The sequence below is a fragment of the Paenibacillus sp. LjRoot153 genome (genome assembly GCF_964253085.1).
Lineage (GTDB): Bacteria > Bacillota > Bacilli > Paenibacillales > NBRC-103111 > Paenibacillus_E.
The window spans coordinates 8,026,244-8,045,924 of sequence record NZ_CAXUQH020000001.1; the positions used below are offsets into that span (position 1 = coordinate 8,026,244).

A 19,681-nucleotide genomic window follows, 5' to 3' on the forward strand; every position below is an offset into this window, starting at 1 on the left:
GGGCTTAATAGTGATTACAACAAATAAACCTGCATTTATACAAGAATCCAAACTGTTTTGTAAACACATAGGCATGAATCCTAAAGAGATTCCATTTCCCCAGAAGGTACTATCACCTGCTGAATTGCAAAATAAAAGGGAAGAGTATGAAGAAATTTTATCAGTCGTCAGCTTCTTTGGAGAAAAAATTCTTCATCATCTAAAAGGAACTCCACTTCTACTATCTGTTTCCAATGATACAGGTTTCATCCTTCATATGATGGGTGACGAAACGATAAAAAAAACCATCAACCAGCTAGGAATTAGCTCAGGTGTGCAGTTTACTGAAGCTAGCATGGGAACCAACGTCGTTAATATGGCATTAAAATATAACCAGTCCCCCATCCAACTTATTGGTGATGATCATTATCACGAATACTTACACGACAGCGCTTGCTATGCTGTTGCATTCCATTACACAGACGTCAACGACCTTCTTGGAAGCTTGGTTATCATGACCGCTAAAGAGTTCCAGAATCCCATGTTACTAACAATGCTAGCAACTACGGTAGATTCGATTGAAAGAGAACTCCTACTACGCAAGCAGAATCGAAAACTAAATATTTTAAACCAAATCATTATGGATAATACCCGTAATGGCATTATTTTGACGAATCGGGATGGAGAAATTATTACCTTCAACCAATACGCCGAATTATTTACTGGCAAGTCTAAAGAAGACATGTTAGGTACAAAAGTTCAAGATCTAGCCTCTATGGGAGAATATATATACGAAGTTATTCAAAATGGAAAAACATTCGAAGACGTTCAAATGACTTTTGAGCAAAGTTCAACAGAAGATCGACTAGTTTGCCTATTCGATGCTTACCCGCTATATGATGAGAAAAAGCAGTTACTAGGCGCCTTTGGACAATTTAGAAGTATTACTGAACGGGTCCGAGCTGAAGAACGATACAATTATTTGGCTAATCACGATGATTTAACCAAGCTCCCCAATCGTCGATATTATATGGATAAAGTTACCCAATTAATTCAACATACGCAAGCTGCAGACCATCAGGTTGCCATCGTTTGTTTAGATTTAGACCGCTTCAAGATTATTAATGATACGTTAGGCCACTCTAGCGGAGATTTAATCCTCATTATGGTTGCTTCACGGCTTCAAGATATTCTGGGGCCGGGTGAATTTGTAGCTAGAATGGGCGGAGATGAATTTATGTTCGTCTTCTCTCACATTTCAAGCGAGGAACAGGTTTTAGATCGAGTCAAAGCCATCCTCCATATTTTCAACATACCTTACAATTTAAATGGATACGAATTCCATTTAACAGCAAGTGCGGGTATCTCTTTCTATCCGAAAGATGGGGATAACCTTGAGAATTTAATGATAACAGCAGATACGGCCATGTACAGTGCAAAGAATCGCGGCTTAAACATGTATGCCCTGTATTCGCCCGATATGAACGTATCGACACGCGAGAAAATGGCTTTGGAAAGTTCACTGCGGAAAGCTATTGAGAATAATGAATTCCGATTGTACTATCAGCCTCAAGTGGATATTAGAAGCGGTGAAATTAAAGGTGTAGAGGCGCTAGTCCGTTGGCAGCATCCCACTAAGGGGTTAATACCACCCAACGATTTTATCCCCATTGCCGAAGAGACAGGCTTAATCACTCAGATCGACAGATGGGTTTTACGAACCGCCTGCATGCAGAACAAGAAATGGCAAGATCAGGGCCTCCCGCCATTCCGAGTCTCAGTGAATTTATCATCACAGGAATTCCTGGATGATGCCCTTGTCGATGTGGTTAAAACCGTGTTGCATGAAACGGGTTTAGAACCTAAATACTTGGACCTTGAAATTACTGAAACGATGACGATGAACGTAAACCATGCTATCCCCATGCTTCGTAACCTGCATTCCCTAGGCATTCAAATAAGTATGGACGATTTCGGGACCGGCTACAGTTCTTTAAATTATCTGAAAAACTTTTCAATCGATCGATTAAAAATAGATCAAAGCTTTGTCAGAGACATTGGCAATGGTTCCAATGGGACTAACATTGTGAGTATTATTATTGCCATAGCCCACAGCATGAATCTAGAAGTCGTTGCTGAAGGTGTAGAAGAGAAAGAGCAGCTTCGCTTCCTGCAGATTCAAAAATGCGATGAGGTTCAAGGCTATTACTTTAGCCCCCCACTTCCGGGAGAAGAATTCGATAAATCTTTTCTGGATCTTATTTCTAGAATGAAAAAGTTGTACTGATATAAACATCTAGGGGGATCAAGGCCTTATGCCGTCTGTAAGCAGTGTTCTAGTTAAGCACTTGTCAAAATGGGGAATTACCCATGTGTTCGGAATACCTGGTAAGCCTGTAACACCACTTGTGTTAGAGATGGACAATGTGGGGATCTCATTTGTACTGAGCAAGCATGAAGAAGGGGCTGGCCTTTCGGCAGCAGGCTATGCTTTAGCACGGAATACTCTAGGCGTTGCACTTGGCACAGCCGGCCCAGGCGGAATAAACATGCTGACAGCGGCAGGTCAAGCGCTTTTTTCCAATGTTCCCGTGTTGTTTCTGACGGGTTCTCCGCCAATCCGCGACATTGGAAAAGTGCTTGGACAAGACAGTACAATGTTTGGAACGGATCTTGTGAAAATGTTCGAGCCCGTAACGAAATTCAGTGCACGAGTAGAGCGTGGAGAGTTGCTTAATAGTTACTTAGCTCACGCTATGGAGCATGCATTTACAGGTGTCAAAGGACCGGTACATCTTAATATCCCCGCCGACGTCTTGTTAGAGCAAATAGATGACTTTGAATTAACGCTCCCAGATGCTTATCCGACAACCATAGCTTCTAATTTAGATCATGTTGCCACGCTTCTAGCTGAGGCTAAACGTCCCTTATTATTCCTAGGGGGGGCGCTTCATGCTTTAGGCGCTTACAAAGAAATTGAAGCCTTTGCCCAGAAGTGGGCCCTTCCAGTAACGACAACCCCAGGAGGCAAAGGAGTCTTTCTGTCGAATCACCCTTTACATCTGGGACCATACGGCCTTGGTGGGAATGCCCTTTCAGAAGCCTACATCCGTGAGGGAGTCGATCTATTGATTGTGGTCGGGAGTCAACTAAGTGATCTGGAGATTCCTGGTTTTGATCCCTCAATCTATCCTAAGCATATTATCCACTTTGATCACGACTCCCGCTTTATAGGGAAAGCTGTCCCCGTGGCTACTACTCCTGTACTCGGCAACATCCGTAGTAATCTACGAGCGTTGCTGTCATACGCCGATATTACAGTTGCACCAAGGCGTATGCCCGATATTTTTGAAATGGAAGATAGCCACGTAACAGGTGACCTTCTGCGTGGTAAACAAGTGATGGAGATTCTCCGCGAGGAATTACCTGAGGATACGCTGGTTTATGGGGATGCTGGCAGCCATTCTTTTTATGCTATCAAATATTTTGACATTAAGGTGCCGGGTACTTTTTACTTTGAGGAAGTATATGCCACTATGGGGCGTGCTATTGGCTATGCTGTTGGGGCCAAATTCGGGGCTCCAAATCGGACAGTCGCTTGTTTGACAGGCGATGGCTGCATGTTTATGAATGGGACGGAGGTTTCCACTTCGGTCAACCACGACGCTCCTGTGCTCTTTCTGGTCGCGAACAATCAATGTATCGACATGGTAGATAAAGGGATGGAACGACATTTAGGCAGAGCCGTGGGGACTACCTACAAGGCGCCGTTAGATGGGGCCAAATTTGGTGAAGCTCTTGGTGCAAGAGGTTACCGTTGTACAACGGCTGAGGAGCTTAGACACGCCATTCAAGACGCAATTAGAAGCAATCAAACGAGCGTAATTGATATTATCATGGATCCTAAAGAAATTCCTCCAACGATGAAGAGGGGATAGCGAGGTTTTTTATGAAGGCGAATAAAACGAATCAAGAACGCTATGAAGCTGGTATCGATACTCTACAGACTATGGTTGGCGACCATGGGGTCAGTATGATTAAACAAATCGGAGAGTTCTTTCCTGACTTCGGCCATACATTAGTAGCATTTGGTTTTGGCGACCTCTACTCGAGAGATATCCTTGACTTGAAACAACGAGAAATGATTACGATAACGTCTCTAATTACACAAGGAGCTACTGAGCAGTTGCCTTTTCATCTCCATGCAGGGCTTAATGTTGGGTTAAAGCCCCAGGAAATCCTCGAAATCATCCTACATTGTGGTGGTTACGCAGGATTCCCTAAGGCATGTGGTGCTCTTGATGTAGCACGTAAGGTTTTTATGGAACGCGGGATAGAACATACTAATAAATAATTACTCCTAAGAAGCCACATCTTTCTTCGTGAATACTAGCCATGCTACTAAGTTGAAAATGAAGAAATAGATGCTCAATACGACAATCGAGAATTGAAGCGTCATCCCCGTCTGATACGGGCGACCGCTCAAATACTGGGACAGATCAATATTAGCAAATAGCAGGTATTTACTCCATTCGTAAGGCTGCAAAAGCTCCATGAAAATCGCCCCTGCAAATAGAGCAAAGATGGAGAAGCCAATCGCCATGATACTGCTGCGGAAAGCAGAAGAAATCATGAAGGCCATTGTGACGAAAATAATCGTAGACACGCCATTGAGTAGATAGGTTTTCCACAAGTTAGCAACCATGCTTTTCTCTACAACCTGGCCCGCTGCATCGATGGTTACTAGGGGTAGGTCAATCAACCCAAACTTATATAGAATCCCGTTTACTAGAATAGACACAACGAACAGAATAATTAACAAGAACAAACCAAAAGCAATCATGGATAAATATTTGGACACTAGAATTTTCGTTCGATTCGCTGGTCGAATCAAGAGTAACTTGATGGTCCCTGTCGTGAATTCACCAGCCAAGCTGTCCCCTGCAACAATAACGGTGAACAAGGTGATTAAGATAATTAAGTGCGCCGAATCGTTAATTCCGCTCCACATGGTCCCCCCTTCCGGGTGAATATTATGCTCGAGATGGTAGTCGTACCTAGCAATCTGCTTTTCGATGCTGGCCTTGCTCTCAGCACTCCGTTTCGGCTCTTTCAGCGCATCGGTGAGCTCCTGCTTCTGCTCGATTACGTGATTCCGCCACGCATCGACCTCTCCCGATTTGTCATCATAGTACCAATCCATGAAACTGCCTAAGAAAACGGCGCCAATCATGATGGCGACCATGATCCATGTACGTACACGACGGTAGAGCTTCATATTTTCGTTCAGAAACAAATTAACCAACTTGCTCACCCCCAGTCATTTCCAAGAACCGATCTTCTAGTGATTGTCGCAGCACCTGAACACCGTAGATCCGGATATCTCTACGCATCAAGTCTGCCAAAATGTCAGGAATACAGTCTCTCTCTGTCACAACCTCTACGCCTTGTGGAACAATCTTTACATCTTTCACACCTGTCATACCAACAATAGCTGAGTGTACCAGCTCCGCAGGTGTAACTTCGATCAAGTAAGTTTGCGTCCCATCCTGCGAATCTGCCATGAAATCTTGAATTGTCTTCACATCAACTAGTTTGCCTTGCTGAAGAATGGCAACACGATCACACATCAGCTCCATCTCGCTCAGCAAATGACTGGAAACAATAACGGTGATCCCTTCGGATCGCGTCAGATAACGCAGGTACTCACGCAGCTCACGTATCCCTGCAGGGTCCAGGCCATTCGTCGGCTCATCCAGAATGAGCAGTGACGGCCTGTGCAGCAGCGCCTGAGCGACCCCCAGTCGCTGGCGCATACCGAGCGAATACTTTTTCACCTTATCATGTATCCGCGTCTCCAACTTCACCAGCTTGACCACTTCGTCAATGCGTTCCTTCGTAACTCCGGGAACCATGCGCGCATAATGAATAAGGTTATGATAGCCACTTAAATACTTATACATTTCCGGATTCTCAACAATTGCTCCCACATGGCGGATCGCTTGCTCAAAGTCATGCTTAATGTTCTTCCCTTTAATTACAATTTCGCCCTGCGTGATAGACATTAATCCAACCATCATACGGATCGTTGTCGTCTTCCCTGCACCATTTGGCCCGAGGAATCCGAAGATCTCACCTTGCGGCACGTCAAACGTTAGATTATCAATAATGGTTGTTCGCCCGATCCGCTTCGTAACCCCGCGCAGACTTACAATAGGTTCACTGCTCATGGATAAGCCTCCTTCTCGATTTAGTTAACTTGGAAAATGATATCGCCTGAGGCCACCTTGGCCTCTATTTTTCTTGTCCCTTTGCCTAAGACACCGTTCATGCGGGTGTCAAATTCGTTGTCGGTACCCTTTTGGATAGGTAAAGGAAGTAAGGATTGAATGCGTCCCGCACTCACCGCAGCATCCAACGTATACCCCTCATCTTTGGACAAAATGAACGTCAGATTACCGCCCGCGTTCGACACTACTTGCGTGTCTCCCTGGATATGGTCAAATTTCATATCGGAACCATGTCCTACAACGGATACAGCACCTTTCATTTCACGAAAGAACACGGATCCGTATTTCGCATTTCCTGTAACTTCCCCTGTAATGTCTGTTAGATCGGTATCGCCTGATTGATGATCGAGGACCAGATTACCTTGCATACGATCCATATTGGCATTACTAGATCGGTTCACCAATTCCACATTTCCCTTAATGTCGGCCATGTATAGACTTCCATAGGAGGATTTCACTTTGAGATCTCCCTTTACATTGACAATTTCCATGAGCCCACTGGTAGATGTAGCCGTAACATTCCCGTTAATCCCGCTGATTCGCACAGCGCCATCTTTATTCTCAATCGTCGACTTCATCATTTCGGGGATAGCAAGTACATAATCGATAGATACATAGTCAGGATCAATGGCCTTTCCGTTCGCTGTCGTAACAAACGTGAGTTGTCCATTCTGGAGTTCTTGTTCGACCTTAACAGCGTCTCGCCTGCGATTAGCCACCTCTGTATTCGCGGCAGTTACTGTCACCGTAGCCTGTAACCGAATCGTAGACGTCTCCGAACGTTGTACGGATATTTTGCCTTTTTGACTTGTTAGCCGTACTTCCTTGATCTCTGGCTTGTTAATTTCTGATTGAAGCTGCGCGGTTTCCGTTACAGCTCGCCTCTCGCCGATATAGGCCTCTGTCTTCTCTTCATTCACGAATTGCTCGATGAACGCTTGAAAAACATCTTCCTTACGGATGAACACATCCAGAATGGAGAGTAGGAACAGCATCACAACGGAGATGAGAAGAACACTTCTTTTTTGCCGGAACGACATCCTCACACCTCCACTTCTTTCTCGAAAATGAAACCATTCAGCGCTATTAACCCTATACAGAGTAAGCCGAGGACAATAAAAGGTCCCGAATGCAAGAAAGCCATATCTGAATCCTTATGTCCAATCACGATCTCAGGCGTCCAGACCAGCAGGTTCGATAGCAGCGGGCTGATAAGAAGGGACAGCCAGCTGATGCCAAAAAAGGCGCTAACCATCACAAACCATTTGAATTTTGCTACGAGCTGCCCACATAGGAACGTGAACTGCACGACAATTAATAAGAACAACATAACGAAAAGGCAGATCCAGTAGAGATTGAGCACTAGACTCATAAGGCTGGGCCCTAGCTCCGACCAATCCTCGCTTGTGCTTACTTCCTCCCACATCACACGGAGTAACAAGCTCGCAAAGCTTGCTGCAATCACGATAGACGTTGCAATTAGCAAAGATAGCACTGCCGCTAGCTTAGCCGCTAACACCTTCCACCCCCGTATAGGTAAGGAAAGGAGGAGGTAAATCGAGTTCGTTCTCCACTCCACATGGAGTTGATAGTAGCCCGTTCCTATCGCTAAGGCGACTAAGAATAAGTAAGGTATAATGAGTGCCAATACCATCGTCGCATCCATTTGGAAATCGGCGCTTTTGTACAAAACAATTACGTGCAGCGCAACCACACCCACTGTGAAAAAACCGAATAAGGGGGAAATACTTTTTATTTCTTTCTTAAATAGGTTCCAGAGTGCCATCTACCCGTACACCTTCTCCCAAATGTTCTCTAACGAGCAGCCGTACGTCTCGCGCAAATTCTCCGTTGAGTCGAATATCGTAACCTGCCCATTCTGTAGAAAAATAACGTCATCGAACATAGGCTCAGATTCATTCACCGAATGGGTGGAAAGCACAATTGTCTGCTCATCCGATTGGAACTCACTGATGATGGAGCGGATAATTTTGGCTCGCGACGACGGGTCAATACCAGAGAACGGCTCGTCCAGCAAGATCAGCGGCACTTTCCGGGATAACGCTGCAATTAATTTCAAGCGCGCCCGCATCCCTTTGGACAGATTCCGAACCTTCTGGTTCTCATCCAGCTCCATTTTGATAACCATTTCCGCCGCTCTGTCTGCCTGCCAATCCTTGTAGAACCCTGAGATAAATTTCAGCGTCTCCTTCACCGTCATCCACCCGTATAGATGATCAATCTCAGGTAAATAAGCGACATGCTGCTTATTATGAACATCCGGCTTCCTCCCACCTACGAGAATCGTACCCGAAGTTGGATAGATTAGACCGGCCATCATCTTGAGCAGTGTAGATTTCCCACTCCCGTTCGGCCCCAGTAAGCCGACAATCGTCCCCTTCTTAACCTGAAGGTCGATGCCTCTTATGGCTTGTTTTAATAAATACTTCTTCTGAATGCCTTTGAGCTCAATCATGTACGGATTCTCTTCGCTCGACACGGTCTATCCCTCCTTACGTTCCATATGTAAAGTATCGCGGAGCATATCCGCCATTTCGTCCGACTTAATGCCCAAACCGCGCATTTCTTCAATAAATTGATGGACGGCAGCCTGCGCCATTTCGGAACGAATCGATAAAAGCATCTCAGTATCATTCTTGATAAAAGTACCCTGCCCGCGTAACGTCTCCGTCAAACCCACCCGCTCCATCTCTTGGTAAGCCCTCATCACCGTATTAGGATTCACTTGTGATATTTGTGCCCGTTCCTTATGGGACGGAATTTTATCACCTGGCGATAACTCGCCCCTAGCCAATGCTTTCTTAACCTCATCGACCATCTGCAAATAAATCGGTTTCGGGCTATTAAAATTAAGTTGCACCGTCCTACCCTCCTCTTCACCGCGAACCAGTGCACTATTGAACTAGTGCACTATAAGAATATTTCTATCCTTATGAATTGTCAATGGCTTTTTCTCGACGTGCAAAAGGGACGCGTTCTCTACACATTTGCATTAACTGCAAAAAATACAGCTATTTACGAGATATTTCTTCGAAAATTCGATTTAACTGTACAATATGTAGGTAAAACAGCCTCTTTTGTTCCAATTGGCTTAACTGAATAAAATTAGCTGTAGGTTCTCCATCTATTCAGTATTTGATGGGAAAATCCGGGAATATAACTGGATAAAATCCATCTATTTGGCTGGGGCACCGTAGATTTACGAAAATTGCTGCCACCAACCCATTCATCAGACTCAGCAATTGATAGCTTTACTTCTACTTCTACTCTTACAACTACTCTCTCCCTCTCCACTCACCTAACTCTACCCGCAACCAGCATTTCACACATCGGTATGCCTTATTAAAAAAAGCTGTCCTCACGCAGATGATCTACGTGAGGACAGCCTCATAAACATACCGATTCGTTCGATTTACTGTGCGGTTCGTTGTGGACGTTGTCCGCCACCTCCGCCTTGTCCGCCACCACCAGGACCACCCATCATCCCGCTTCTAGCGGCAGTAACACCTGTTTCGGACAACCACGTGATCAAAGTTGATGTCTTGAAGTCGACAACCTTCGTCCCGCCTTGGTACGTGCCACCTTCATAAAGGCCCTTTGTAGCCGTGCCTGTTGAAGATCCGCCCGAGCTAAGCGTATACGAAGCGTCTTGCTTCAGGTTCGGTGAGCTGACAAACACCGACTGATAGCTCTTCGAAGGCGCAAAGGTTATAATTTCATTTCCTGCGCTATCTTCAAGATGAACCAGCGCACCCGCTTGCTGGGTCTTGGTGTACGTCATCAGGACGCCGGCTTGCGTCGACTTGTCGGATGTGGCTTGTACCATGCCGGAGCTTCCCGCGGCAACGAGGAAGCCGCCGGTCATAACGAACGTACCGTCATAGTCGAGGGAGCCGTTGTTGTTCTCGATCGGCCCGTTGACCACCACCGTACCACCGCTCATTGTGACGGAGCCGTTCGAGTCCAAACCGTCGCCTTTCGAGTCGACGGATAAGAAACCGCCGGTAATCGTCAGCATATTGCTCGAATTCGCGCCGGATGCGCCTGGTGCACCGCCTGGAGGTGCTCCAGCAGCTGCCCCTGCTTTGCCAGCGCCAGCTCCGCCAGTCGCCGCTCCCGGAGCAGCAGCGCCACCTTCAGCGGACTCAGCGCTGTTGGAGATGTTCACACCGTCATCCGCAGAGACGACGTTGGTTTTACCGCCCGAGATCACAACCGCGGGTGCCTCGATCCCTTCATTGCTTTGCGTGATATCGATCGTTCCACCTGCGATAGCAAGAGATACTTCGGCGTGAATGCCATCATCGCCAGCGTTAATGTGAAGATCTCCGCCGCTCACATCAAGGCCTCCGCTGCTGTGCACCGCATCCTCACCGGATTTGATCGTGAATGATCCACCAGCAAGGCTGATGTAACCTTCCGAGCCCTCTTTATCGTTCGATGTTTTGATTCCGTGTCCACCTGCATCGATGGTCAAAGTGCCCGCCTGGACAGCGACCAAGTCGCGACCCATCACGCCATCATCAACAGCTTTAACATCCAGCATGCCTCCCGTGATTTTCAGCTTATCCTTGCTGGTAATCCCATTGTTGTAGTTCCCTTTCACGACAAGCTTTCCTGAGCCATTGATCGTCAGATCGTCTTTGCTGAAGATCGCCGAATTAGGCTCGTCTGTCGTCGCGTCCTGATACACATACTTAGTTCCATCCGAAACGATGTTCTCTGTTCCTTCTTGTAAGGAGATGATTGCCTTGCCCGCTTCTTCGACGAAGATGGCGGAGGACGTGCTGTTCGAAATCTCCGCTCCGTTTAAAACTAAACGAACGACACCCTTATCTTTCACGTTGACCGCTATTTGACCGTCTGTTAATTTACCACTCACGACATACGTGCCAGCCTTCGTAATGGCAATCTTACCGTCCTTCGCTGCTGCCCCTTCACCCTCGATGGTTGCACTAGTACCCGTCAATGAGATCTTCGTTGGATTGGCAGAAGCCCAGTCTGTATAAGCATCTTCCGCCGCATACTCCACCTTCTGGATGATATCTGTGGTTGTTGCTTTTGCTGTTGAAGCCGTCGTTCCAGCCGTTGTTACTGCTGGTGTAGCCTCCGTAGTAATCGAAGCGATGTCAGTCGTTTCATTGCATGCTGCTAACACAACAGCGCATAATAGTAGGACACCTGCGCCTTTCATATTCAACGGTTTTTTCATAGAAATCTCTTCCTCTCTCAGTTGCGTTGTTTTTAAAATTCAGCCGCTGTAGGGCTCATCGTTAAGGTGATATCTAAGTTCCCATTTCTGCATCTAATGGCGTCTAGGAACTCTTTCTGACTCGTCAAATGATCAATCGTCACGACGTAAACTAACTCATATAAGCTGCCTAACTCGGTTGTACGCACTTTTTTCAACTCATAGGCAATGTCGAACATCTTGAACACTTCAGCAAACGCTTCTTCATACCCCAGACTCTCGGGAATCGTCACTTTCAATAGCTTCTGTGCAGCCTTCTTCGCACCAAAATTGGTGACTTTCAGGACAAACATCAAGACACACAGTACAAGCGTGAAAAGTACCGCGTAACCAAACGAACCCACACCGCAGGCAAGTCCTGCTGCCATTGTGAACAAGACGAAGGAAATGTCCTTTGGATCTCCAGGAGCGCTCCGGAATCGAATGATGGAGAAGGCCCCTGCAAGGCTGAACGCTCTAGCGATGTTACTGCCGATTAATAAAATAATAATGGCTACAATTACTGGCAGAACAATCATGGTTAACGTGAAGCTTTGTGTGTAGTTCGTTTGTGTTTTCATATAAGTGAAGCTGATCATAGCACCTAGTACAATTGCAATAAGTATGGTTAATAAAGCATTCATTAGTGTTAATTCTGTGCCTGCTGTGACTTGTGCAAAAATTGAATCGATCATAATTGAATCCTCTCCCCCGTTAGCTGTTCATTTCGCATTTTCTTATATTCGTTGCCGTACTTCGAGAAGCTCGTTCGAAACATGTCATGCTCCGAAAGCATCTTCGACAACCAGAGCGGGATCGTTTTCTCCGCCTTCACTTCCATAAGCCATTGCCCGCGGCCCATCAGCTGCTCTCCATGATCGCCACTTTCGAGCTTGAGATCATACCGTCTGGAACGGATATTCGTGTCAAAGGTGATCCGCAAATCTCGATTATTTTTGCAAAACATCGCAATCCGGTCATACGCCAGATATACCTTCGGCTCCAGATCATAACGCTGTAAGAAATATTTGATTTCCTGAATGACTTGCTTGTTCATATAGTCCTTGAATTCAGGCTCTACCTTGGTTCGTACAAAGTCATACGACTCGTTCAGCTTCAGAGCTGTTCTTCTTTTATTCACCAGGCCGAACACCTTTTTCTTCAGCTCTAGATACACCTTCGCATCTGCGTTTGGAACCCCGTAAGCTCTTATTCGTAGCTTCTCTCGGTATTTCGGCTTCGCCAGCGAATTTCGAATTAATGAATCATGCTCGGTATCGAAGTAGATGTTACTGATCGAATAGAATTGTTCATTCTTGTTGTAAGCGTCCATTTCCATATATTCGAGCAGTCGATTATAGATCGTGTAAAAGGCTTTCGTATCCATCAGATACTTATTTTCATACCGATTAAATACTTCAATCGCCATTGTGATGCGCCTCCTTCTTGTTTCACCTTGCGTGTTGCTCGCTGTTCCATGACTGTATCTTAGCCCTCGAACCTTTAGTGAAACTTAAATGCAAAATGAATTATGTTTTTTTCGTAAATCCGCACTTGTAGTGCTACTATTAAGGTTGATTAAAGGTTCACAGGCCTATAATGAAGCCATGCCATTCGAAGCATCTTGAGGCACTAAGGGGGAAACGACCATGAGAATTCTAATCGTGGAAGATGAAGTACATTTAGCTGAAGCGTTAACTCAAATTTTAAAAAAACACCATTACTCCGTTGACGTTGTTCACGATGGACAGTCCGGGCTGGATAATGCGTTAAGTGGTATATATGATCTTCTGTTGCTCGACATCATGCTGCCTGAAATGGACGGAATCACGATTCTCAAGACACTGCGCACCAAGGGAATTTCAACACCTGTAATTCTGCTTACGGCAAAGGGAGAAATTTCAGATAAAATCACAGGATTGGATTACGGTGCTGACGATTACGTGTCCAAACCGTTTTCAACGGAAGAGCTGTTAGCTCGGATACGCGCGGCGTTACGACGCAAGGGCGAGGTCGTGCCGGAGGATGCCTTGAAATTCGGGGACATCGAATTGCATACAGGAAACCTCAAGCTAACCTGCAAGGGGAAAGAATTAAAACTGATTTTAAAAGAAAGCGAGCTCCTGGAGCTGCTAATGACGCGGAAAAGCGCAGTAACCTCGAAGGAACAGATTATCGAGAAGCTATGGGGCTTCGATTCTGAGGTGGAGCATAATAACGTGGAGGTTTATATCTCTTTTTTACGCAAAAAACTAACTTTCCTACACGCGGCGATCCGCATCTCGACCCTTAGAGGCGTCGGATATGTGCTAGAGGAGGTGACTTCCTAATGTTCATCAAGCTCCGAAACCGATTTCTGATTGTAAATCTAGTCATCATATCCTGCATCATGCTCTTATCCTTCGCTACGATTTATTTCATTACCTATCGGAATGTGAAGGCCGATATCGATATGGATCTGCATCGCGTAGCGGAATTCAATCTCAAGCCTGACGGAAAAAAGGGAAATCCGAAGCTTGGACCTGATGGCGGGCATCACCCCCAAGAACCTCAGGGGTACAATAATTCACTACCCGAGCGATCCGTTTCCTTCACGCTGCAAACGGATGCCCAGTGGAACATCCTAGCCACAAACTCCCGTTTTGACATGGATACAGCGTTCTACGAAACTGCCATTAAGGAAGCCTCCTCCAGCAGCTCGGATATCGGCCAGTTTACGCTCGATGGCAACCAATGGGCGTATATGGTGCAAAAGAATGACACCGGGTATAGCGTCGTCTACCTTGACGTTACGGCTCAGAAAACCATCCTGACGAATCTTGTCTATACCTTCACGATCGTCGGCTTAGTGATGCTCATCGTCATCTTCTTTACGAGCCGCTATTTCGCGAATCGTTCCATCACTCCAGTCCGCGAAGCCTTCCAGAAACAGAAACAATTCATCGCGGATGCTTCTCACGAGTTGAAAACACCGCTAGCCGTCATCAATACCAATGCGGACGTTCTCTTAGCGAATAGCGAGGATACAATCGAAAGCCAATCGAAATGGCTGCATCGTATCAAATCCGAGACGGAACGCATGAAGACGCTCACCAACGATCTCCTCTATCTGACGGAAATGGATGATACCAGGGCGGAAATCTTGTATAGCGAATTCAATGTGAGTGAATCTGTGGAAAGTGTTCTTCTCACGATGGAAGCCGTCGTGTTCGAGAAGGATATTACGCTGGACTACGAGATTCAGCCCGACTTAACCTTGCACGGCAATAGCGAGCAAATCAAGCAAGTCGTCATGATTCTCATGGACAATGCGATCAAATACACGCCACCGAAGGGGGCTATTTCGCTCACCTTCAAGAAGCATCATAGCGATACGCTCCTCACCGTGACCAATACCGGTGAAGGCATCTCGCCTGAGCATGTGGAGCGGATCTTCGACCGCTTCTACCGCGCGGATCCATCGCGTTCACGCAAGCATGGCGGCTACGGGCTTGGATTAGCCATAGCCAAGTCCATCGTAGAGCAGCATAAAGGAAAAATTCATGCCAAAAGCGTGCAGCATGAGATGACGTCGTTTTATGTGCAGCTTCCTTCATAGATTATTATTTGGGAGCTAAGCGGCTTATCAAGCGTTTAGCTCTTTTTCGTTTATCGGAAGCCGCGTTAGAATTCATAGCACACTCTGTGAGAGTAGTTCGGCAATTCCGGGGGGCGCAATTCCTGCCTCTACCCCGCCGCAACCCCGGCACACGGGGCTGTAAGACCCAAAAAGGGCCTTATCCTGCGGCTACTTAGCCATGAGCACTGCAATAGCGCCCAAAAAAGGCGCTATTCCTGCCTCCACCCCGCCGCAGCCCTAGCGCGCAGGGCTGTAAGACCCAAAAAGGGCCTTATCCCTCGGCTATTTGCCCTGAGCGCTACAATAGCGCCCTTTTTGGGCGCTATCCCTCCTCAACCCCGCCGCAGCCCCGGCGGGCTTACTCTTTTCGGAGAGCCACATTTCATTCACGTATTTACATGTTGTAATCCTTGTGTAGAATGGATACACAAGGAACATGCTCATGATTGGTGAATGAGGTAAGCAAAATGCGACCAGAAAGGAAGGAGCTTTTCCTATGAATATTTTAATTATCGAAGACGATTCCAGCATTCAAATGCTGCTCAAATTAAGTTTGGAAGTAGAGGGGTTTCATCCTGTTGTAGCTGGCACTGTCGCTGCTAGTCTTGAGGTACTCGCCTCAGAGCCTATCGATTTCATCTTGCTGGATCTGATGCTGCCTGATCAGTCAGGCTTTGAGCTCCTGAAGACACTCCAGCAAATTCATAAGGAAATACCGGTGATTGTACTCACGGCCAAAAATGAAATGAATGATAAAATACTAGGCTTCCAACTTGGAGCCGACGATTATTTAACCAAACCCTTTGAGACACGAGAACTTATTATGCGGATTCGCGCTGTCATGCGCCGTGTAACATCGGATACAACCGCACAAGCCTCTGACGTCCTTCAAGTTGGCATGATCGAAATTGATAGAAATGAGCGATCCTTAAAGCTGGCAGGCAAACCTATTAAAACGACAAGCAAAGAGTTCGATTTCCTCTGGCTGCTGTGCAAAAATCCTAAGAAAGTCTTTACCCGAGAGCACATTTTGGACCAAGTCTGGGGATTTGAATATTACGGACAGACGCGGTCTGTTGATATGATGGTAAATCGGCTGCGGGAAAAAATTAAACCCTACGATCACGTGCTCGCCACAGTTCATGGTACGGGCTATAAACTGGAGGTTTAAGCCATGAAGCTTCGCAACAAACTGTTCATCCAGCACTCTATAACGATCATTATGCTGCTTGCCTCGATGTATGTTGTTGTGAATTATACACTGAGTAAAAGCATGATCGAGCGGGATACCCAAACCTTAGCCCAGTATTATGGTCTGCACCGCATTGAAGCTTTAAAAATTGTTAACGATAAGAAAATTAGCATTGAACAGCTCTTTTCTGGGACCTATGCTCCGCTGATTGCCTCCCACCTTGCAGCTAACAGCAACTTCCAAGTACAGCTATTTGATCCGGAGGGTACCATTATCGGCGATAGCGGCAACAAAGAAGACTTGATGAAACGAAGCGATATTGACGCTGCATTAGCTGGACAATCGGCAACTGTCATTACCGAAGGTGAGAATAACAAAATTCTTATTTATGCCTCTCCTTTCACCTATGAGGGGAAAATTGTAGGCGGATTCCGCTACCTGCTAGATCTGAATAAGCACGAAGAAACGCTATCTGAGATGCGCTCTTGGTTTATTGGCGTTGCGCTCGGCTGCTTACTCATCGCGTTGCTTGCAAGCTACTCCTTCTCCTTCTTTATCATGAGACCCCTGCACGCCCTCCAACAGGCGCTAAAGCAAGTAACCGTGGGTGATTTCAGCCGAAAGATTGTTGTCACCAGTCAAGACGAAGTGCGGGAACTGGCCGATGACTTCAATCAAATGTCAGAAGCGCTCCAAGAGCATATCGAGCTTCTTCAGTATGAACAAAGCAAACAGAAGAAATTTTATGACAACGTGACGCATGAGCTCAAAACGCCGCTAACCTCTATCATTGGCTTTTCTGATCTGATTGACAAAATGGAGCGTGTCGAAGATATTCGAACCTGCAATGTCTACATCCGCAAGGAAAGCACACGTCTGTTACAAATGGTTGAAGAGCTGCTACAAACATCGCTCAAAGGCGATGAAGCTTGGCGCGTACAGCTTGAGCGCGCAGATCTGGCGGCAATCCTAACGGATAGTCTGCGAATTCTTGAACCTACGTTGCATAAATCATCCATTACGACGACGCTGGAGGTCGAGCCGTGCGAGGTCTACGTTGATCCCAAGCGCACGCAGCAGGTCCTGTTCAACGTCATTGAAAATGCGATTAAGCACAGTGAATGCACACATCTGAATATTCGACTAGAGCAGCTAGAATATCATTGCCACGTCCGTATCTCAGATAACGGCAAAGGTCTAAGCGAGCAAGATACTGCCGCATTGTTCCTAGCTTCTTCTGAGCACAATCAGAAGCGTCCCATTTCGACGCATTCCCATGGGCTTGGATTACTGCTCTGCAAACAATTAATGGAGCTGCAAGGCGGTAACATCACCGTACATAGCCGTGAGAAAATTGGTACTGAAGTCATTTTGATGTTCCAAACCGAACCAACCCTCACGCAAGGCTTGTTACAAAATTGATACAAATCGATGATTTTTCTGAGATAAAAGGAGAGTAATCTACATGCAAGAGGAGAAGAAAGGGCTTTCATGGTTGCGTCTCATCTTACTACAAATCGTTATTGGGTGTACGTTGATCGGCATTTTTGCCTATGTGTTTCGTATCGGCGTCGATGAAGTGCGTATCGTCCCTAAGGAAGCAAACAGCCGTGATATGTTCGACGGTGTTCCTATGCGCATGAACGTGACGTATCCTGGCGTTGGCACGATTTCCATTGATGATCCGAAAGAGTTGATTGCGTGGAAAGCATCGTTTACCCGCATATTAAACGGGGGAAAGCCGCAAACGCGTGCAAACGCTTCACGTTTGCTGTTAACGGGCTCCATCGCCTATCTGGATCAGGAGGATATCCCATTCCAAATCGGTACCAGCGGCTTTCGCTTCGGAACAGACTCGGTCAATTCACTGGAAATAAGCGCTGAAATTCGGAAACTGCAGAATATGCTCATCGATAAGACGCTCACTGCGGATACAGTTAGTGGCGTTATTGCAAACAGGAACCATCAAGTATTTCGTTTGCAAGATGGCCTTCTTACAACGCTTTCCGAGGCAGATCGGGCTGCACTTACGACGCAAATGCGAACTGCCGTCAGGCTAATCGATTTCAGTCATTTCGACTTCATGGCTGAACAGCCTAGTAGCCATTATGTCGTACAATTAACCGACGAAGCCGCGAACGGTAAGCATTGGCTGCATCTCGACCGATATGATAACGCTTACTTCATCGTTTTCGATTTGTTAGATGAAACCAACCATAAAGCCTATTTCAAGTTAAGTGATGCCTCCTAACATATCGAGGGGATGGTTGATGAAATGGCTAGAAAGAAAAGCAATAGTTCCATTATGATCGTGTCGGTCATTGTTCTCGTACTAGTAGCAGGATTCTTCCTGTACAAATCCGGTGTTTTTGGCGGGACATCGAAAGGTAAAATTACGGTGTACTCTATCTTCCAAGAAGAAGAAGCCCGAAAGATTCTAGATAAATTCAAAGCAGAAACAGGAATCGACTACGATGTCCTTCGTTTGCCAAGCGGTGAGGCCGTGACCCGTGTACAAAATGAGATGGGCAAGCCGCAGGCCGACTTCCTGATGGGCGGTCCCGCTGATTCGCATGAGGTACTGAAAAAAGCAGGTGCACTTGAAGCTTACATTTCACCGAATGCCAAAGATATTCCTGACAATATGAAGGACAAAGAAGGCTTCTGGACCGGATTCTATCTAAATCCTATCGCTATTGGTATCAACGAACAGCGTTGGAAAGAGAAATATGCTGCAGCCCCTTACCCGCAGACCTTCCAAGAGCTGCTGGATCCGAAATTTAAAGGCGAGATCGGAATGTCCGACCCTGCTACTTCGGGTACAGCCTACACAGCGGTAGCTTCGCTGGCGCAAGTATGGGGTAAAGATGAGATGCTGAAGTATGTTGCCAAACTTCTTCTAAATCTCAAGGAAAGACCGAAATCCGGCATTGAGCCGATTCAGAAGGCAGCCAAAGGCGAGTACACGATCGGTATTACTTTCCTTGGTGACCAGTTAAAGATGAAAAATCAAGGTAACCCGATTGTTAGTATCGTCCCTGAAGCCGCAGGCTATGAGGTTGGTGGATTGGCTGTCGTGAAAGGCGGCGCTAACACAGCGGGCGCTAAGAAACTAATGGATTATATGTTAACCAATGAACCTGGACTTCTTTACACCGAGTCTGCTTTTGCAAGTTCCGTGAAACCTACTGTACCAATCCCTAAAGGCGGCATTGATATCAAAACAACGAAATATAACACCACCTACAGCTTATGGAAAGCTGCCGAACAGCGTAAAGAGCTGCAAGATGCACTAAAAGATCTCAAATAAGAGCCTATGTACAGGGCATTGATGTATGCTTCTTATGCTG

At 46.2% G+C, this 19,681-nt stretch carries 18 protein-coding genes; 9 read left to right on the forward strand and 9 right to left on the reverse strand.

All coding sequences use genetic code 11. The features are described 5' to 3' along the window. Nucleotides 1-10: 10 nt before the first annotated feature. Genes ACSQ8P_RS34875 through ACSQ8P_RS34885 form a run of 3 tightly spaced genes read left to right on the forward strand, consistent with a single transcriptional unit; the run spans nt 11 to nt 4,333 of the window. A complete protein-coding gene (locus ACSQ8P_RS34875; protein ID WP_436239321.1) occupies nt 11-2,266 on the forward strand; it encodes an EAL domain-containing protein in 2,256 nt (751 codons plus the stop codon). Nucleotides 2,267-2,294: 28 nt separating this feature from the next. Then, nucleotides 2,295-3,917 carry a thiamine pyrophosphate-binding protein gene (locus ACSQ8P_RS34880; protein ID WP_436239322.1) on the forward strand — a complete coding sequence of 541 codons (1,623 nt, stop codon included), beginning with the start codon at nt 2,295-2,297 and terminating at the stop codon, nt 3,915-3,917. A gap of 11 nt (nt 3,918-3,928) precedes the next feature. Next, complete coding sequence (locus ACSQ8P_RS34885; protein ID WP_436239323.1) at nt 3,929-4,333, forward strand: carboxymuconolactone decarboxylase family protein; 405 nt, start codon at nt 3,929-3,931, stop codon at nt 4,331-4,333. Nucleotides 4,334-4,339: 6 nt separating this feature from the next. Here ACSQ8P_RS34885 and ACSQ8P_RS34890 read toward each other — a convergent pair whose 3' ends face one another. The 9 genes from ACSQ8P_RS34890 to ACSQ8P_RS34930 all read right to left on the reverse strand — a co-directional run bounded on the left by ACSQ8P_RS34890 (nt 4,340) and on the right by ACSQ8P_RS34930 (nt 12,949). Continuing rightward, nucleotides 4,340-5,284 (reverse strand): ABC transporter permease, encoded by a 945-nt coding sequence (locus ACSQ8P_RS34890; protein WP_436239324.1) that lies wholly within the window; start codon nt 5,282-5,284, stop codon nt 4,340-4,342. After that, entirely contained in the window at nt 5,277-6,209 is a 933-nt protein-coding gene (locus ACSQ8P_RS34895) for an ABC transporter ATP-binding protein (RefSeq protein ID WP_436239325.1), read from the reverse strand. Before ACSQ8P_RS34895 ends, ACSQ8P_RS34890 begins: the two co-directional genes overlap by 8 nt. Before the next feature lie 20 nt (nt 6,210-6,229). Further along, the gene (locus ACSQ8P_RS34900; protein ID WP_436239326.1) at nt 6,230-7,309 is read right to left on the reverse strand and encodes a hypothetical protein; all 1,080 of its coding nucleotides are present in this window, start codon (nt 7,307-7,309) and stop codon (nt 6,230-6,232) included. A gap of 2 nt (nt 7,310-7,311) precedes the next feature. After that, nucleotides 7,312-8,055 (reverse strand): hypothetical protein, encoded by a 744-nt coding sequence (locus ACSQ8P_RS34905; protein WP_436239327.1) that lies wholly within the window; start codon nt 8,053-8,055, stop codon nt 7,312-7,314. Beyond that, on the reverse strand, nt 8,056-8,769 hold the full coding sequence (locus tag ACSQ8P_RS34910) for an ABC transporter ATP-binding protein (RefSeq protein WP_056622500.1): 714 nt from the start codon (nt 8,767-8,769) through the stop codon (nt 8,056-8,058). Between the two features lie 3 nt (nt 8,770-8,772). Then, nucleotides 8,773-9,150: a GntR family transcriptional regulator gene (locus ACSQ8P_RS34915; protein WP_436239328.1), complete on the reverse strand. Its 378-nt coding sequence runs from the start codon at nt 9,148-9,150 to the stop codon at nt 8,773-8,775. A gap of 552 nt (nt 9,151-9,702) precedes the next feature. Continuing rightward, nucleotides 9,703-11,502, reverse strand: a complete 1,800-nt coding sequence (locus tag ACSQ8P_RS34920; protein WP_436239329.1) for a carbohydrate-binding domain-containing protein — start codon at nt 11,500-11,502, stop codon at nt 9,703-9,705. A gap of 32 nt (nt 11,503-11,534) precedes the next feature. Further along, entirely contained in the window at nt 11,535-12,215 is a 681-nt protein-coding gene (locus tag ACSQ8P_RS34925; RefSeq protein WP_436239330.1) for a DUF4956 domain-containing protein, read from the reverse strand. Continuing rightward, nucleotides 12,212-12,949: a polyphosphate polymerase domain-containing protein gene (locus ACSQ8P_RS34930; protein WP_056622508.1), complete on the reverse strand. Its 738-nt coding sequence runs from the start codon at nt 12,947-12,949 to the stop codon at nt 12,212-12,214. Before ACSQ8P_RS34930 ends, ACSQ8P_RS34925 begins: the two co-directional genes overlap by 4 nt. A 220-nt stretch (nt 12,950-13,169) precedes the next feature. Between ACSQ8P_RS34930 and ACSQ8P_RS34935 the strand changes: the two genes are divergently transcribed. The 6 genes from ACSQ8P_RS34935 (at nt 13,170) to ACSQ8P_RS34960 (ending at nt 19,641) form a co-directional block, all read left to right on the forward strand. Then, complete coding sequence (locus tag ACSQ8P_RS34935; protein WP_436239331.1) at nt 13,170-13,850, forward strand: response regulator transcription factor; 681 nt, start codon at nt 13,170-13,172, stop codon at nt 13,848-13,850. Then, entirely contained in the window at nt 13,850-15,118 is a 1,269-nt protein-coding gene (locus ACSQ8P_RS34940) for a sensor histidine kinase (RefSeq protein WP_436239332.1), read from the forward strand. Before ACSQ8P_RS34935 ends, ACSQ8P_RS34940 begins: the two co-directional genes overlap by 1 nt. A gap of 517 nt (nt 15,119-15,635) precedes the next feature. Next, nucleotides 15,636-16,310 (forward strand): response regulator transcription factor, encoded by a 675-nt coding sequence (locus ACSQ8P_RS34945; RefSeq protein WP_436239333.1) that lies wholly within the window; start codon nt 15,636-15,638, stop codon nt 16,308-16,310. A gap of 3 nt (nt 16,311-16,313) precedes the next feature. Beyond that, nucleotides 16,314-17,753 carry an ATP-binding protein gene (locus ACSQ8P_RS34950; RefSeq protein ID WP_436239334.1) on the forward strand — a complete coding sequence of 480 codons (1,440 nt, stop codon included), beginning with the start codon at nt 16,314-16,316 and terminating at the stop codon, nt 17,751-17,753. A gap of 43 nt (nt 17,754-17,796) precedes the next feature. Beyond that, on the forward strand, nt 17,797-18,582 hold the full coding sequence (locus ACSQ8P_RS34955) for a DUF3919 family protein (protein ID WP_056622518.1): 786 nt from the start codon (nt 17,797-17,799) through the stop codon (nt 18,580-18,582). 24 nt (nt 18,583-18,606) lie between these two features. Beyond that, on the forward strand, nt 18,607-19,641 hold the full coding sequence (locus tag ACSQ8P_RS34960) for an ABC transporter substrate-binding protein (protein ID WP_436239335.1): 1,035 nt from the start codon (nt 18,607-18,609) through the stop codon (nt 19,639-19,641). Nucleotides 19,642-19,681 lie beyond the last annotated feature (40 nt).

What these genes read in the sequence shown, in the direction of transcription:
- ACSQ8P_RS34880 (WP_436239322.1), top strand. Translation starts at nt 2,295, where the DNA reads ATGCCGTCTGTAAGCAGTGTTCTAGTTAAGCACTTGTCAAAATGGGGA.
- ACSQ8P_RS34885 (WP_436239323.1), top strand. Translation starts at nt 3,929, where the DNA reads ATGAAGGCGAATAAAACGAATCAAGAACGCTATGAAGCTGGTATCGAT.
- ACSQ8P_RS34895 (WP_436239325.1), bottom strand. Translation starts at nt 6,209, where the DNA reads ATGAGCAGTGAACCTATTGTAAGTCTGCGCGGGGTTACGAAGCGGATC.
- ACSQ8P_RS34900 (WP_436239326.1), bottom strand. Translation starts at nt 7,309, where the DNA reads ATGTCGTTCCGGCAAAAAAGAAGTGTTCTTCTCATCTCCGTTGTGATG.
- ACSQ8P_RS34905 (WP_436239327.1), bottom strand. Translation starts at nt 8,055, where the DNA reads ATGGCACTCTGGAACCTATTTAAGAAAGAAATAAAAAGTATTTCCCCC.
- ACSQ8P_RS34920 (WP_436239329.1), bottom strand. Translation starts at nt 11,502, where the DNA reads ATGAAAAAACCGTTGAATATGAAAGGCGCAGGTGTCCTACTATTATGC.
- ACSQ8P_RS34925 (WP_436239330.1), bottom strand. Translation starts at nt 12,215, where the DNA reads ATGATCGATTCAATTTTTGCACAAGTCACAGCAGGCACAGAATTAACA.
- ACSQ8P_RS34930 (WP_056622508.1), bottom strand. Translation starts at nt 12,949, where the DNA reads ATGGCGATTGAAGTATTTAATCGGTATGAAAATAAGTATCTGATGGAT.
- ACSQ8P_RS34935 (WP_436239331.1), top strand. Translation starts at nt 13,170, where the DNA reads ATGAGAATTCTAATCGTGGAAGATGAAGTACATTTAGCTGAAGCGTTA.
- ACSQ8P_RS34940 (WP_436239332.1), top strand. Translation starts at nt 13,850, where the DNA reads ATGTTCATCAAGCTCCGAAACCGATTTCTGATTGTAAATCTAGTCATC.
- ACSQ8P_RS34945 (WP_436239333.1), top strand. Translation starts at nt 15,636, where the DNA reads ATGAATATTTTAATTATCGAAGACGATTCCAGCATTCAAATGCTGCTC.
- ACSQ8P_RS34950 (WP_436239334.1), top strand. Translation starts at nt 16,314, where the DNA reads ATGAAGCTTCGCAACAAACTGTTCATCCAGCACTCTATAACGATCATT.
- ACSQ8P_RS34955 (WP_056622518.1), top strand. Translation starts at nt 17,797, where the DNA reads ATGCAAGAGGAGAAGAAAGGGCTTTCATGGTTGCGTCTCATCTTACTA.
- ACSQ8P_RS34960 (WP_436239335.1), top strand. Translation starts at nt 18,607, where the DNA reads ATGGCTAGAAAGAAAAGCAATAGTTCCATTATGATCGTGTCGGTCATT.